This window comes from Quadrisphaera sp. DSM 44207 (assembly GCF_900101335.1).
GTDB lineage: Bacteria > Actinomycetota > Actinomycetes > Actinomycetales > Quadrisphaeraceae > DSM-44207.
The window spans coordinates 792422-807517 of sequence record NZ_FNKA01000002.1 but is presented as its reverse complement, the minus strand read 5'-3'; the positions used below and the strand labels follow the sequence as shown (position 1 = coordinate 807517).

Genomic DNA, 15096 nt, shown 5'->3' with positions numbered 1-15096 from the left:
CGGCTGCACGGCAGATCGTCTACGCATGGCGGCGACGACGGGGGCCTCGGAGACCTGGCAGGCGAGGATCGGGCACGACCTGGCGGCGCAGCTGCGCGACGACGCGAAGGTGCTCGGCCTGGAGGGCCGCACCCAGATCGTCAGGGCCGCGCTGGAGCTGCTGCACCGCCGCGCGGCCGAGGAGCGGATGGCGCGCAGCGTGGAGGCGTTCTACGGGGACGAGACCCCGCCGCTGCCCGTCGGCGTCCGGCCGGCGCGCAGCGGCGAGGCCCCCGGTGCCCCTGCCTGAGCCGTTCCGCGGCGAGGTCTGGGACGTCGACTTCGCCGACTTCGGCATGCACCCGGCGGTCGTGGTCAGCATCAACGCGCTGAACACGCGCCTCGGCCACGTCGCGGTGGTGCCCGTGACGGGGACGCGGGGCCCCGAGGCGACGCACATCCCCCTCACCGGCGACGCCGGGCTGACCCGCTACGACGAGTCCTACGCCGACGTCACCGCGCTCCAGCCCGTCCACCGCAGCCGGCTCCTGGCGCGCAGGGGCCTGCTGGCGCGAGCCGAGCTGGGCCGCCTCGGGCGCCAGCTCGGCACCTACCTCGGGCTCTGAGCCGGCTGCGGACCGCTCACCGCTGGCCGGGTCGCCGCGCCGCACGGGTGACGGTCGCGCCCAGGTGCTGGCACAGCCGTCCCGCCCGCGCCACGATCGCCGCACGGGTGCTGGTGCTCGGCCGGGACGCCGGCCGCCGCGGCGGTCGGGCGCCGGCGGCGCGCTCGGGGTCGGTGGCCTCGCGGGCACGGCGGTGCGGGCGGCCTGGCTGAGCTGGGACCGCACGTCAGCACGTCGAGCGCGGGAACAACGGCGAGGGCCGCGGCGCTGAACACCCCGTCGGCAGTGCTCAGCACAGCCGCCGGGGCCGCTGCCGTCGGGCAGCAGCCCCGGACGGTTCTGGAAGGCCGAGGACCTCGACCTCGTCGAGGACGGCTCCCGCGGTGCGGTACTGTTGGTCCTACCGAGTCGGGGACCGGAACGGCGCAAGTCGTTGACGGAGCCGGACGACTCGGTTACGCTAGGGAAGTTGCCCCGCGATCGGCTGGGAGGCCGTGGTCGGTGTGCGTCTGTTCCTTGAGAACTCAACAGCGTGTCACATGTCGATGCCATGGGTGTCGGTGCTTTGGTGCTCGGTTCCCTGGATGGGGCTGGGTGGGGAGTGTCGGGACTTTGTGTGGCATGGATCAGGTCTCTTCGGCCCGGGTGGGTCGGAGGGGCGTGTTTTCAGGCCAGATCGATCTCTGGTCCGCTTCGGTGGGCTGGTTCCAGTGTCCGGTCTCCGTGTCGTGCGGGGGCTGGTGCGGACATCAACGGAGAGTTTGATCCTGGCTCAGGACGAACGCTGGCGGCGTGCTTAACACATGCAAGTCGAACGGTGATCCTCCAGCTTGCTGGGGGTGATCAGTGGCGAACGGGTGAGTAACACGTGAGCAACCTGCCCCTGACTCTGGGATAACTCCGGGAAACCGGGGCTAATACCGGATACGACGCCACCGGGCATCCGGTGGTGTGGAAAGTCTTTTCGGTCGGGGATGGGCTCGCGGCCTATCAGCTTGTTGGTGGGGTGATGGCCTACCAAGGCGACGACGGGTAGCCGGCCTGAGAGGGCGACCGGCCACACTGGGACTGAGACACGGCCCAGACTCCTACGGGAGGCAGCAGTGGGGAATATTGCGCAATGGGCGGAAGCCTGACGCAGCGACGCCGCGTGAGGGATGAAGGCCTTCGGGTTGTAAACCTCTTTCAGCAGGGAAGAAGCGGAAGTGACGGTACCTGCAGAAGAAGCACCGGCTAACTACGTGCCAGCAGCCGCGGTAATACGTAGGGTGCAAGCGTTGTCCGGAATCATTGGGCGTAAAGAGCTCGTAGGCGGTCTGTCGCGTCTGCTGTGAAAACGCGGGGCTCAACCCCGCGCCTGCAGTGGGTACGGGCAGACTAGAGTGCAGTAGGGGAGACTGGAATTCCTGGTGTAGCGGTGGAATGCGCAGATATCAGGAGGAACACCGGTGGCGAAGGCGGGTCTCTGGGCTGTAACTGACGCTGAGGAGCGAAAGCGTGGGTAGCGAACAGGATTAGATACCCTGGTAGTCCACGCCGTAAACGTTGGGCGCTAGGTGTGGGGCTCATTCCACGAGCTCCGTGCCGCAGCAAACGCATTAAGCGCCCCGCCTGGGGAGTACGGCCGCAAGGCTAAAACTCAAAGGAATTGACGGGGCCCCGCACAAGCGGCGGAGCATGCGGATTAATTCGATGCAACGCGAAGAACCTTACCAAGGCTTGACATGCAGGGTAATCCGCCAGAGATGGCGGGTCCGCAAGGGATCCTGCACAGGTGGTGCATGGTTGTCGTCAGCTCGTGTCGTGAGATGTTGGGTTAAGTCCCGCAACGAGCGCAACCCTCGTCCTGTGTTGCCAGCGCGTGATGGCGGGGACTCATAGGAGACTGCCGGGGTCAACTCGGAGGAAGGTGGGGATGACGTCAAATCATCATGCCCCTTATGTCTTGGGCTTCACGCATGCTACAATGGCCAGTACAAAGGGCTGCGAGACCGTGAGGTGGAGCGAATCCCAAAAAGCTGGTCTCAGTTCGGATCGGGGTCTGCAACTCGACCCCGTGAAGTCGGAGTCGCTAGTAATCGCAGATCAGCAACGCTGCGGTGAATACGTTCCCGGGGCTTGTACACACCGCCCGTCACGTCACGAAAGTCGGTAACACCCGAAGCCGGTGGCCCAACCCCTCGTGGGAGGGAGCCGTCGAAGGTGGGACTGGCGATTGGGACGAAGTCGTAACAAGGTAGCCGTACCGGAAGGTGCGGCTGGATCACCTCCTTTCTAAGGAGCAGCTGGCGCGCATCCTGCGGGGTGGGCGTCCAGGCCCGCGTCCTCGGCGAGCGTTCGGGGAGCGGTGCTCACGGGTGGAACGTCGACATGGCGTCGCGGAGCTCTTCGTTGCGCGCTAGTACGACCCGGTGCCCGGCTTCGGCTGGGAGTGGGTGGGGAACGCGTGTGGTGGAGGGAGTCTGGGGCGTGGACACGCTGTTGGGTCCTGAGGGAACAGGTACTGCCTGCTCCTTCGGACCGGGCCTGCTGGCCATCCCGCCCCTGGTCGGGGTGGGTGGGAGCGGGTCTGGTGCGGGCCGTTGCACGGCTGGGTGAACCGCCCTCCTCGACCGCGGTGTGCGGTGGGGTGGGGTAGGCGCCAGCGCAGGTGCAGCGCGCCGCCCGTTGCTTGAGAACTGCACAGTGGACGCGAGCATCTTTAACGACTCCGCCTGCACGTCCTCTTCGTCTGCGCGTGCCGCAGCGGGAGGGGGTTCGGGTGGGGAAGCAGTGTGGTCAAGTTGATAAGGGCACACGGTGGATGCCTTGGCACCAGGAGCCGAAGAAGGACGTAGGAGCCTGCGATAAGCCTCGGGGAGTTGGCAACCGAACTGTGATCCGAGGATGTCCGAATGGGGGAACCCGGCTGGAGTCATGTCCAGTCACCCGCACCTGAACACATAGGGTGCGTGGAGGGCACGTGGGGAAGTGAAACATCTCAGTACCCACAGGAAGAGAAAGCAACAGCGATTCCGTGAGTAGTGGCGAGCGAAAGCGGAACAGGCCAAACCGGTCGCGTGGAACAGCTGGTAGGCGTTGCGCGGTCGGGGTTGAGGGACCTTTCAGTCCGAGCTGCCACTCGGGCGGGGAGTCAGAAAGCCGCGTCATAGTCGAAGGGTCTTGAAAGGCCCGGCACAGAGGGTGTCACCCCCGTAGACGAAATGGCGTGGCCTCCCGAGAGGGATCCCAAGTAGTACGGGGCCCGAGAAATCCCGTACGAATCTGGGGGGACCACCCCCTAAGCCTAAATACTCCCTGGTGACCGATAGCGGACGAGTACCGTGAGGGAAAGGTGAAAAGTACCCCGGGAGGGGAGTGAAATAGTACCTGAAACCGTGTGCCTACAATCCGTCGGAGCCTCCCTAGCAGGGGTGACGGCGTGCCTTTTGAAGAATGAGCCTGCGAGTTAGTGGTGCGTGGCGAGGTTAACCCGTGGGGGGAAGCCGTAGCGAAAGCGAGTCCGAACAGGGCGGTGTAGTCGCGTGCTCTAGACCCGAAGCGAAGTGATCTACCCATGGGCAGGTTGAAGCGCGGGTAAGACCGCGTGGAGGACCGAACCCACCAGGGTTGAAAACCTGGGGGATGACCTGTGGGTAGGGGTGAAAGGCCAATCAAACTTCGTGATAGCTGGTTCTCCCCGAAATGCATTTAGGTGCAGCGTCACGTGTTTCTTGCCGGAGGTAGAGCTACTGGATGGCCGATGGGCCCCACAAGGTTACTGACGTCAGCCAAACTCCGAATGCCGGTAAGTGAGAGCGTGGCAGTGAGACTGCGGGGGATAAGCTTCGTAGTCGAGAGGGAAACAGCCCAGACCACCAGCTAAGGCCCCTAAGCGTGTGCTAAGTGGGAAAGGATGTGGAGTTGCACAGACAACCAGGAGGTTGGCTTAGAAGCAGCCACCCTTGAAAGAGTGCGTAATAGCTCACTGGTCAAGTGATTCCGCGCCGACAATGTAGCGGGGCTCAAGCACACCGCCGAAGCTGTGGCATTCACACGGCGCCAGGCCTTCGTGGTCCAGGCGTGTGGATGGGTAGGGGAGCGTCGTGTGGGGAGTGAAGCGGCGGAGGGATCCAGCCGTGGACCCCACACGAGTGAGAATGCAGGCATGAGTAGCGAAAGACGGGTGAGAAACCCGTCCGCCGAATGACCAAGGGTTCCAGGGCCAGGCTAATCCGCCCTGGGTAAGTCGGGACCTAAGGCGAGGCCGACAGGCGTAGTCGATGGACAACGGGTTGATATTCCCGTACCGGCGAAGGACCGCCCATACCGAGCCCGGTGATGCTCAGCGCCCGAAGCTGGGTCTTCCTTCGGGAAGGTCTGGTGGAGCGCGCGACCCGATCCGGTAGTAGGTAAGCGCATTAACAGGGGTGACGCAGCAGGGTAGCCACCGCGTGGCGATGGTAGTCCACGTCCAAGGGTGTAGGGCGGGGTGTAGGCAAATCCGCATCCCATGCAGCCTGAGACCTGATGGTGACCGCGTATGCGGGAAGCAGGGTGATCCCATACTGCCGAGAAAAGCCTCGGCGCGAGGTTCGAGCCGCCCGTACCCCAAACCGACTCAGGTGGTCAGGTAGAGAATACCGAGGCGATCGAGAGAATCGTGGTTAAGGAACTCGGCAAAATGCCCCCGTAACTTCGGGAGAAGGGGGGCCCTAGGGCTGAAGCCTGCACAGGCTAGGTCCGACGGCCGCAGAGACCAGGGAGAAGCGACTGTTTACTAAAAACACAGGTCCGTGCGAAGTCGCAAGACGATGTATACGGACTGACGCCTGCCCGGTGCTGGAACGTTAAGGGGACGGGTCAGCTCTTCGGAGCGAAGCTCAGAACTTAAGCGCCAGTAAACGGCGGTGGTAACTATAACCATCCTAAGGTAGCGAAATTCCTTGTCGGGTAAGTTCCGACCTGCACGAATGGCGTAACGACTTCTCCGCTGTCTCAACCGCGAACTCGGCGAAATTGCACTACGAGTAAAGATGCTCGTTACGCGCAGCAGGACGGAAAGACCCCGGGACCTTCACTACAGCTTGGTATTGGTGTTCGGGACGGCTTGTGTAGGATAGGTGGGAGACTGTGAAGCCGGCACGCCAGTGTCGGTGGAGTCGCCGTTGAAATACCACTCTGGTCGTTCTGGACATCTAACCTCGGTCCGTGATCCGGACCAGGAACAGTGCCTGGTGGGTAGTTTAACTGGGGCGGTTGCCTCCTAAAAGGTAACGGAGGCGCTCAAAGGTTCCCTCATCCTGGTTGGCAATCAGGTGTCGAGTGTAAGTGCACAAGGGAGCTTGACTGCGAGACTGACGGGTCGAGCAGGGACGAAAGTCGGAACTAGTGATCCGGCCGTGGTTCGTGGAAACGCGGTCGCTCAACGGATAAAAGGTACCCCGGGGATAACAGGCTGATCTTGCCCAAGAGTCCATATCGACGGCATGGTTTGGCACCTCGATGTCGGCTCGTCGCATCCTGGGGCTGGAGTAGGTCCCAAGGGTTGGGCTGTTCGCCCATTAAAGCGGTACGCGAGCTGGGTTTAGAACGTCGTGAGACAGTTCGGTCCCTATCCGCTGCGCGCGTTGGAGACTTGAGAAGGGCTGTCCCTAGTACGAGAGGACCGGGACGGACGAACCTCTGGTGTGCCAGTTGTTCCGCCAGGAGCACGGCTGGTTGGCTACGTTCGGAAGGGATAACCGCTGAAAGCATCTAAGCGGGAAGCCTGCTTCGAGATGAGGTCTCCGTGGGGTTCGACCCCGAGAGGCTCCCAGAAGACGACTGGGTTGATAGGCCGGATGTGTACGGGCAGTGATGCCTGAGCTGACCGGTACTAATAAGCCGATGACTTGTCACACACTGCGTGCGGAACGGGTGTGTCGCGTCCACTGTGCGGTTCCCGAGGAACGGTCGGCCCTCGTCTGTCACCAGCCTGTCACCGGGTGAGTGGTGGTGGGTGGGGTGTCCGGTTCAACTCGAGAGTGTTTCGGCGGTCATAGCGGTGGGGAAACGCCCGGTCCCATTCCGAACCCGGAAGCTAAGCCCACCAGCGCCGATGGTACTGCGTGGGAAGCTGCGTGGGAGAGTAGGTCACCGCCGGACCCGATCTAGGATGTGGGCCATTCCTGGTCCCCTCACCGCTGAAGAGTGGTGAGGGGCCGGGGGTGGCCCACACCCATACCCCCACCACCCCACCGCCCCCACACCCGGCCAGCACCCGGCCAGCACCCAGCCAGCGGCAGCAGTCCCGCGGAGGACGACCATGAGAGACGAACGGGACGATCCGCGCGACCAGCAGCGTCGAGCCCGCCAGGCGTCCACGGGGAGCCAGCGCGATCCCGGGGCGGGAGTCCCGAGGAGCGCAGCCGGAGGAGCGAGACGCGGACCTGGTCGTCCGGGTGCCGGGTCCGCCGGGGGCGCTGGTCGTGGGCGCCCCCAGCCCGGGTCCTCGGGGGACCGCCGCCCGGACCGGGCGCCGCAAGCGCGCGGGGACCAGCGCCCCGGAGGTCCGCGCGCGGATGGTCCCGGTGACCGACGAGGAGCCCCCGCGCCGCGAGGGGGCAGCAGCGGGAGACCACCGCGTCCCTGGGGCGCTGGTGGGCGCTCCGACGCCCCCGGCGACGCGGGCGGTAGCCCTGCCGGGCGCGGTGCGCCCCGGGCGCGCTCCGGCACGGCAGGTGACCGCGGCGCGGGCCGGATCGCCGGTCGGGACGGGACCCGGGACGGGGCTCGGGACCGGCGCCCGGACGCTCGCCCGCCGGGAGCGGCGGAGGACCGCCGGCCGCGGTGGGGGGACCGGCAGGACGCCGGGAACGGGGTCCGTGCACCGCGGTGGGGCGGAGGAGGCGGTACCGGGAACCGGAACAGCGGGCGGGCCGCCGGGGAGGAGGGGCGGCGCGCGTCGTCGCCCAGCGCCGGGGACCGCGCACGGTCCGATCGCAGGCCCGTCGACCGGTCGCCGTCGGAGCGCACCGGCGCCGGCCGCGGGCCCGCGGGCCGCGCCGCGACGGGCTCCGCGCGCCGGGCGCCGGGCGGGGTCGCCGGCAGCCGCCGGGAGGAGCCGCCGCTGCCGGACGAGGTGACCGGAGCCGAGCTGGACCAGGACGTGCGCAGCGACCTGACCACGCTCTCGCGCGACAACGCCGTGGCCGTAGCGCGCCACCTCGTCGCGGCGGGACGGCTGCTCGAGGAGGACCCGGAGACCGCGTACGCGCACGCCATGGCGGCGCAGCGCCGGGCCGGGCGGATCGGGTCGGTGCGCGAGGCGGCCGGGCTGGCCGCGTACGCGGCCGGCCGGTATGACGAGGCGCTGCGGGAGCTGCGCGCCGCCCGGCGCCTGACCGGCTCGGACGTCCACCTGCCCGTGATGGCCGACGCGGAGCGGGGCCTGGGTCGCCCCGAGCGGGCGCTCGCGCTCGCCGCCTCCCCGGAGGTCGCGCGGCTGGACCCTCAGGGGCAGGCGGAGATGCGGATCGTGGCCGCCGGCGCCCGCCTCGACATGGGCCAGCCGGAGGCCGCCGTGGTGACGCTGCAGGGTCCTCACCTGACCCCGCGCCGTCCGGAGCCGTGGCACGCGCGCCTCATGGCGTCCTACGCCGACACCCTGGAGGCCGCGGGCCGCGGTGAGGAGGCGCGCGCGTGGCGCGAGCGGGCCGCGCGCACCGACCCGAGCGGCACCGCTCGCGGGGTGCTCGCGGCGCCCGCGGAGGAGGTCGTCGTCTACGACCTGCTCGAGGACGCCGCCGAGGACGCCGCCGAGGACGCCGGGCGTCCCCGCGCGTGACCGCGGCGGTGCGCGGTGCGGCACCGGTCTCCGGTCGCGGCCGACCACGCCGTACCGTCGTGCCATGACGGAGCCGACCGCGGGGGCGGCCGGGGGAGCACCCGGCGGCGACGCCTACGAGTGGTTGCGCCGCGGCCTGTCCCTGCTCGAGCGGGGTGACGCGGCGGCGGCCGCCGTCCTGCTGGACCGCGCCGCGCGGGAGCAGCCGGACTCCGCCAGCGTGCTGGAGGCCCTGGGGCGCGCCCAGTACCAGGCCGGCCGGGCCCAGGAGGCGGCCGACGCCTTCGGGCGCGTGGTGCGCGCCTCCCCGGACGCCGACTACGCCCACTTCGGCCTCGGCGTCGCCCTGACCCGCCTGGGCCGGTTCAGGGAGGCCGTGGAGCACCTGGCCCTCGCCACGGCCATGCGGCCCGACCGGCAGGACTACGGCGAGCGGCTGCGCCAGGCGCGGGCGACGCTGCGGGCCCGCCGGGAGGCGGGGCGTGACTGACGCGCAGCGCGCGCTGCACGCCGATCACGACCTGCTCCTCCTCGACCTCGACGGGGTCGTCTACGTCGGCCCCCACGCCGTTCCGGGAGCCGTGCAGGCCCTCGCGGCCGTCACCCGGGACGGGGCGGTCACCGGGTACGCCACGAACAACGCCTCCCGCACCCCGCAGGAGGTGGCGGCGCACCTGGGCTCCCTCGGCGTCCCGGTGCAGCCGGAGCAGGTGACCACGTCCTCTCAGGCGGCGGCGCTGCTGGTGCGCGAGCGGCTCGGGTCTGGCGCGCGGGTGCTGCCCGTCGGGGGCCCGGGGGTGCGGGCGGCGCTGCTGGAGGCGGGCCTGGTGCCGGTCGGTGCGCCGGAGGAGCGCCCGGACGCCGTGGTGCAGGGCTTCGGCCGCCAGGTGGGGTGGACCGACCTCGCCGACGCCGCCGTCGCGGTGCGCGCCGGTGCGCTGTGGGTGGCCACGAACACCGACCCGACCCTGCCGACCGAGCGCGGCCCGGCTCCGGGGAACGGGTCCCTGGTCGGCGCCGTCCGCAACGCGGTGGACGTCGACCCGCTGGTCGCCGGCAAGCCCGAGCCGGGGCTGTTCGCCTCCGCGGCGCGCCGCGCCGCGGCGGCCGCGCCGCTGGTGGTGGGCGACCGCCTGGACACGGACGTCGCCGGGGCGCACCGCGCCGGGATGGCGTCCCTGCTGGTGCTCACCGGGGTGTCCACGCCGCTGGAGGCGCTGCTGGCGCCGGCGCACCAGCGCCCCGAGCACGTCGGCGCGGACCTCGGCGCGCTCCTGCAGCCGCCCGCCCGCGCCGAGCGGGAGGGGGACTGGTGGCGCTGCGGCCCGGCCGTCGCGCGCGTCGCCGACCGGGTCGTCACCGCCTCGCTGGACGACTCCGCGGCCCCGCGAGGCCCGGCGTCGACGGAGGACCTGCTCGCCCTGCTGCGGGCGGCCTGCGCCGCCGTCCGGGACGCCGAGGGCCGGGACGCCGCAGCCCCGGCGGACGGCGCCGCAGCCCCGGGGAACGGCGTCGCGGCCCTGCACGTCGACGGCGCGCTGGTGCGCGCGCTGGAGCTGCTGCGGGCGCGCTGCACCGCCCGCGGCTGAGCGGCCCTGCGGCGGCGCGGGAGCACCGCGCGCGCCCGGTAGCGTGGGCGGGGCTGGCAGCGGAAGGAGGCGCGATGTCCTGGGAGGGGCTGGGCGAGGCGGTGCGCGTCCCCGTGACGGGCGACGCCGCCGTGGACGAGGCGATGGCCCTGCTGCGCGCCCTGGTCACCGAGCCCGACGGGACCGGCGACGGTGCCGGTGACGCGGCCGCCGGCCGCCGCGACGCGGAGGTCCTCGCCGCGGTGCACGACGCGCTGCAGCGCCGTCTGACGGCGACCGCGGGGTGAGCGTGGCCGTGCGACGCCAGCGGCTGGACGCCGAGCTGGTGCGGCGTGGCCTGGCCCGCTCCCGCCAGCACGCCGGGGAGCTCGTGGCCGCCGGGCGGGTCAGCGTCGGGGGCGCGCCCGCCGCCAAGCCGGCCACGCAGGTCGACCTCGGCGCCGCCATCGTCGTCGCCCCCGACGACGCCGGCCCGGTGTGGGCCAGCCGCGGGGCGCACAAGCTGCTCGGGGCGCTGGCGGCCTTCCCCGACGTGCGGGTGCAGGGCCGGCGGTGCCTGGACGCGGGCGCGTCCACCGGGGGGTTCACCGACGTCCTGCTGCGCGCCGGCGCGGCGTCGGTGGTGGCCGTGGACGTCGGCTACGGGCAGCTGGTGTGGTCGCTGCGCCAGGACGAGCGCGTGCAGGTCCTCGACCGCACCAACGTGCGCGACCTGCGGCCCGAGCAGGTGGCCCCGCCCCCGCAGCTGGCCGTGGCGGACCTGTCCTTCATCTCCCTCGTCCTCGTCCTGCCCGCGCTCGTGCGCTGCTGCGCCCCGGAGGCCGACATGCTCCTGATGGTCAAGCCCCAGTTCGAGGTCGGGCGCGAGCGCCTGGGCAGCGGCGGCGTGGTGCGCGACCCCGCCCTGCGGGCGCAGGCCGTGCGCACCGTCGCGGCGGCGGCCGGTCAGCTGGGCCTGCGCTGCCACGGGGTCGCCGCCAGCCCCCTGCCGGGCCCGAGCGGCAACGTGGAGTACTTCCTGCGGCTGCGCGCGGGCGAGGCCCGCCCCGCTCAGGAGGTGGCCGCCCTGGTCGACGACGCCGTCGCGACCGGTCCCGGCGGCACCAGCGGCACCGGCGGCACCGGCGGGGTCGGCCGGTGAGCGACCGCCGGGTCCTCGTCCTCACGCACACCGGGCGCGCGGAGGCCGTCGTGGCCGCCCAGCAGGTGGTCCGCCTGCTCGACGACGCCGGCCTGCACCCCGTGCTGCTCGACGAGGAGGCGCAGGACATCCCCGGCTGCGACCTGGTCGAGCGGGTGCCCGTCGACGGCGCCACCGACGACCTCGAGCTGGTGCTCGTCCTCGGCGGCGACGGGTCGGTGCTGCGGGCGGCCGAGCTCGTGCACGGCAGCGACGTGCCGCTGCTGGGGGTCAACCTCGGTCACGTCGGCTTCCTCGCGGAGACCGAGCCGGACGCCCTGGAGTCCACCGTGCGCCACGTCGCCGAGCGCGACTACGAGGTGGAGGAGCGGATGACGCTCGGGGCCGACCTCGTCGTGGACGGGCGGGTGCGGGCCTCCTCGTGGGCGCTCAACGAGGTCAGCATCGAGAAGGGCAGCCGCGAGCGCATGCTCGAGCTCGTCACGGAGGTCGACGGCCGCCCGGTGTCCACGTACGGCTGCGACGGGGTGGTCGTGGCCACGCCCACCGGCTCCACCGCGTATGCCTTCTCCGCCGGCGGGCCGGTGGTCTGGCCCGCGGTGCAGGCGCTGGTGATGGTGCCCATCTCCGCGCACGCCCTGTTCGCGCGCCCGCTGGTCGTCTCCCCGGAGTCGGTGATGGCGGTGGAGGTGCTCGAGCGCAACGCCGCCGACGGAGTGATGTGGTGCGACGGGCGCCGGGCCGTCGTGGTGCCGCGCGGCGGGCGCATCGAGGTGCGCCGCGGGCAGGCTCCGGTGCGCCTGGCGCGCATCGCCACCGGTCCCTTCACGGACCGGCTGGTGGCCAAGTTCCGCCTCGCGGTGGGCGGCTGGCGCGGGCCGGACGAGCGCCGCCCGCACCTGTCGGGGGCGGGCTGAGCCGTGCTGGAGGAGGTGCGCATCCGCTCCCTGGGCGTCATCACGGACGCCACCCTCGAGCTCGGGCCGGGGCTGACCGTCATCACGGGGGAGACGGGCGCCGGCAAGACCATGGTCGTCACCGGGCTCGGCCTGCTGCTGGGCAGCCGCGCCGACCCCGGTGCGGTGCGCACGGGCGCCGACCAGGCGGTGGTGGAGGGCCGCTTCAGCGTGCCGGTCGACGGCCCGGTGGCCGCCCGCGCCGCCGAGGCCGGCGCCGAGCTGGACGAGGGGGACCTGCTGGTCGCCCGCACCGTGGCCGCCAGCGGGCGCGGGCGCACCCACGTCGGCGGGCGCGCCGTGCCCGTGGGGCTGCTGTCCGAGCTGGCCGATGACCTGGTCGCCGTGCACGGCCAGTCCGAGCAGGTGCTGCTGCGCTCCCCGGCCCGCCAGCGCCAGGCGCTGGACCGCTACGCCGGCTCGGACGTGGCGGACCCGACCCGCGACTACACCGCCGCGTGGCGGCGCTGGCAGCTGGTCCAGCGCGAGGTCACCGAGATCACGCAGGCCGCCCGCGAGCGGGCCGCCGAGGCCGAGCTGCTGCGCCGGGGGCTGGCCGAGGTCGAGCGCACCGAGCCCCAGCCCGGCGAGGACCGCGCGCTGGCCGCCGAGGCGCAGCGCCTCGAGCACGCCGAGGAGCTGCGCGCCGCCGCCGCCTCCGCGCACGAGGCGCTGGCGGGGGAGCCGGCCACGGGCACCGAGGCCGTCGACGCCACCTCGGTGCTGGACGCCGCCCGCCGCGCGCTGGAGCACGTGCGCTCCCACGACGAGGCCCTCGGCGCCCTGGCGGACCGCCTGGCCGAGGTCGGCTACCTCGTCGCCGACGTCGCCGCCGACCTGGCCGGCTACGCCGAGTCCGTGGAGGGGGACCCGCTGCGCCTGGGCGCGGTCCAGGAGCGCCGCGCGGAGCTGGCCGCCCTGGCCCGGGCCCACGGCGGCGACGTGGACGCCGTCCTGGCCTGGGCCGAGGCGGCGGTCCCCCGGCTGCTGGAGCTGGAGGGCGACGACGAGCGCGTCGAGGCGCTGCGGGCGGAGCGCGACGAGCTGGCCGCGCGCCTGGTGCAGCTGGCCGGCGCCCTGTCCGCGGCCCGCCGCGCGGCCGCCGCCGAGCTGGGCGCGGCGGCCACCGCCGAGCTGCCGGGCCTGGCGATGCCGCACGCGCAGCTGCTCGTGCAGGTGGACACCGCCGGCGGGGCCGACGGGCCGGCCGTGGAGGACCTCGGCCCCTCCGGCGCCGACGAGGTGGTGCTGCTGCTGGCGCCGTCCTCGGGCACCGCGCCGCGGCCGCTGGCCCGCGGCGCCTCCGGCGGCGAGCTCTCCCGCGTCATGCTCGCCCTCGAGCTCGTCCTCGCCGGCACGGACCCGGTGCCGACCTTCGTCTTCGACGAGGTGGACGCCGGGGTCGGCGGGCGCGCCGCCGTCGGCATCGGGCGCCGCCTGGCCCGCCTGGCCCGCGAGCGGCAGGTGCTCGTGGTCACCCACCTGCCGCAGGTGGCCGCGTACGCCGACCACCACCTGCAGGTGGCCAAGGCCAGCGACGGGCAGGTGACGGTCAGCGGCGTGCGCGCGCTCGACGACGCCCAGCGGGTCGCCGAGCTGGCCCGCATGCTGGCGGGCCAGGAGGAGTCCGGCTCGGCGCGGGCCCACGCGGAGGAGCTGCTGCTCGGCGCGCGCGCCGAGGTCGCCTCCCCGGAGGCGGCCCCGGAACGTGCGACCATGCAGCCGCGATGACTGTGGTGGAGCGGTGGCACCGGTGACGGGACCGGCGGGGCGGTGGCGGCTGGGCGGCCGGCGCCGGGAGGTCCAGCCCGGGCCGGGCGCCACCGGCACCGTGCGGGTCGACCGGCGCACCAAGGACCTGACCAAGCGGCTGCAGCCCGGCGAGATCGCCGTCATCGACCACATGGACATCGACCGGGTCTCCGCGGAGGCCCTCGTCGCCTGCCGGCCGGCCGCCGTCGTCAACGCCGCGGCGAGCACGTCCGGGCGCTACCCCAACCTCGGCCCGGAGATCATCGTCTCGGCGGGCATCCCGCTGGTCGACGCCGCCGGGCCCGCCGTGATGAGCGAGCTGCGCGAGGGCACCGCGGTGCGCCTGGACGGCGGCGCCGTGGTCGCCCTCGGCCGGGGCGGCGAGCGGGTCGTCGCCGAGGGCACCGTGCTGAGCGCGCAGGCGGTGGCCGAGGCGGCGGAGGAGGCGCGCGCGGGCCTGTCCGTGCAGCTGGAGTCCTTCGCCGCCAACACCATGGAGTACCTGCGCCGCGAGCGGGCCCTGCTGCTGGACGGCGTCGGCGTGCCCGACGTGCGCACCCGCATCGAGGGCCGCCAGGTCCTCATCGTCGTGCGCGGGTACTCCTACAAGGAGGACCTGGAGGCGCTGCGCTCCTACATCCGCGAGTACCGCCCCGTCGTCATCGGCGTCGACGGCGGGGCGGACGCCGTGCTGGAGGCGGGACACCGCCTGGACATGGTCGTCGGCGACATGGACTCCGTCTCCGACCGGGCGCTGACCTCCGGCGCGGAGGTCGTCGTGCACGCCTACCGCGACGGGCGCGCCCCCGGGCTCGAGCGCGTGCTCGCCCTCGGCGTCGACCCCGTGGTCTTCCCGGCCACCGGCACCAGCGAGGACGTCGCGATGCTCCTGGCGGACGACGAGGGCGCCAGCGTGATCGTGGCCGTGGGCACGCACGCGACGCTCGTGGAGTTCCTCGACAAGGGCCGCGCGGGCATGGCGAGCACGTTCCTGACCCGGCTGCGCGTGGGCAGCAAGCTCGTCGACGCCAAGGGCGTCTCCCGCCTGTACCGCCCCCGCATCTCCAACCTGCAGCTGGCCGCGCTGACGGTCGCCGGGCTGCTCGCCCTGGGCGCCGCCCTGGCCACGACCGCTGTCGGGCAGGCCTCCCTCTCGCTCGTCGCGGCGGCCCTGGAGGACGCCCTCGCCGTCGTGCGGGGCTGGTCCACCGGCCTGGCCGGCGGCTGACCCTCCCCGGACGGACCC

At 72.0% G+C, this 15096-nt stretch carries 10 protein-coding genes and 3 rRNA genes; all 13 read left to right on the top strand.

Annotation, left to right across the window (positions count from 1 at the left end):
* Positions 1-25 precede the first annotated feature (25 nt).
* Positions 26-289, top strand: a complete 264-nt coding sequence (locus BLS82_RS16435) for a hypothetical protein (RefSeq protein ID WP_255378251.1) — start codon at positions 26-28, stop codon at positions 287-289.
* Complete coding sequence (locus tag BLS82_RS16430) at positions 276-605, top strand: type II toxin-antitoxin system PemK/MazF family toxin (RefSeq protein ID WP_092865289.1); 330 nt, start codon at positions 276-278, stop codon at positions 603-605. Before BLS82_RS16435 ends, BLS82_RS16430 begins: the two co-directional genes overlap by 14 nt.
* A gap of 749 nt (positions 606-1354) precedes the next feature.
* Positions 1355-2879 (top strand): 16S ribosomal RNA (locus BLS82_RS09920).
* Between the two features lie 502 nt (positions 2880-3381).
* Positions 3382-6486: ribosomal RNA gene (locus tag BLS82_RS09915) — 23S ribosomal RNA — on the top strand.
* Between the two features lie 128 nt (positions 6487-6614).
* Positions 6615-6731 (top strand): 5S ribosomal RNA (rrf, locus tag BLS82_RS09910).
* Together the 16S, 23S and 5S rRNA genes form the textbook arrangement of a ribosomal RNA operon.
* A 976-nt stretch (positions 6732-7707) precedes the next feature.
* On the top strand, positions 7708-8412 hold the full coding sequence (locus BLS82_RS09905) for a tetratricopeptide repeat protein (RefSeq protein ID WP_092864628.1): 705 nt from the start codon (positions 7708-7710) through the stop codon (positions 8410-8412).
* A gap of 64 nt (positions 8413-8476) precedes the next feature.
* Positions 8477-8902 carry a tetratricopeptide repeat protein gene (locus BLS82_RS09900; protein ID WP_092864625.1) on the top strand — a complete coding sequence of 142 codons (426 nt, stop codon included), beginning with the start codon at positions 8477-8479 and terminating at the stop codon, positions 8900-8902.
* Positions 8895-10001, top strand: a complete 1107-nt coding sequence (locus BLS82_RS09895) for an HAD-IIA family hydrolase (RefSeq protein WP_092864623.1) — start codon at positions 8895-8897, stop codon at positions 9999-10001. The genes BLS82_RS09900 and BLS82_RS09895 overlap by 8 nt, the downstream gene beginning before the upstream one ends.
* 74 nt (positions 10002-10075) lie before the next feature.
* Positions 10076-10288: a hypothetical protein gene (locus BLS82_RS09890; protein ID WP_092864620.1), complete on the top strand. Its 213-nt coding sequence runs from the start codon at positions 10076-10078 to the stop codon at positions 10286-10288.
* A gap of 2 nt (positions 10289-10290) precedes the next feature.
* Entirely contained in the window at positions 10291-11142 is an 852-nt protein-coding gene (locus BLS82_RS09885) for a TlyA family RNA methyltransferase (RefSeq protein WP_218123768.1), read from the top strand.
* Positions 11139-12059, top strand: coding sequence for an NAD kinase (locus BLS82_RS09880; RefSeq protein WP_092864618.1), 921 nt, complete (start codon positions 11139-11141; stop codon positions 12057-12059). Before BLS82_RS09885 ends, BLS82_RS09880 begins: the two co-directional genes overlap by 4 nt.
* A 3-nt stretch (positions 12060-12062) precedes the next feature.
* Positions 12063-13829 carry a DNA repair protein RecN gene (recN, locus tag BLS82_RS09875; protein ID WP_092864615.1) on the top strand — a complete coding sequence of 589 codons (1767 nt, stop codon included), beginning with the start codon at positions 12063-12065 and terminating at the stop codon, positions 13827-13829.
* Positions 13830-13851: 22 nt separating this feature from the next.
* Positions 13852-15078, top strand: a complete 1227-nt coding sequence (gene steA / locus BLS82_RS09870) for a putative cytokinetic ring protein SteA (RefSeq protein ID WP_255378250.1) — start codon at positions 13852-13854, stop codon at positions 15076-15078.
* Positions 15079-15096 lie beyond the last annotated feature (18 nt).

Excerpts from the sequence above, each read along its gene's own strand:
- BLS82_RS16435 (WP_255378251.1), top strand. The coding sequence starts at position 26 with ATGGCGGCGACGACGGGGGCCTCGGAGACCTGGCAGGCGAGGATCGGG.
- BLS82_RS09900 (WP_092864625.1), top strand. The coding sequence starts at position 8,477 with ATGACGGAGCCGACCGCGGGGGCGGCCGGGGGAGCACCCGGCGGCGAC.
- BLS82_RS09890 (WP_092864620.1), top strand. The coding sequence starts at position 10,076 with ATGTCCTGGGAGGGGCTGGGCGAGGCGGTGCGCGTCCCCGTGACGGGC.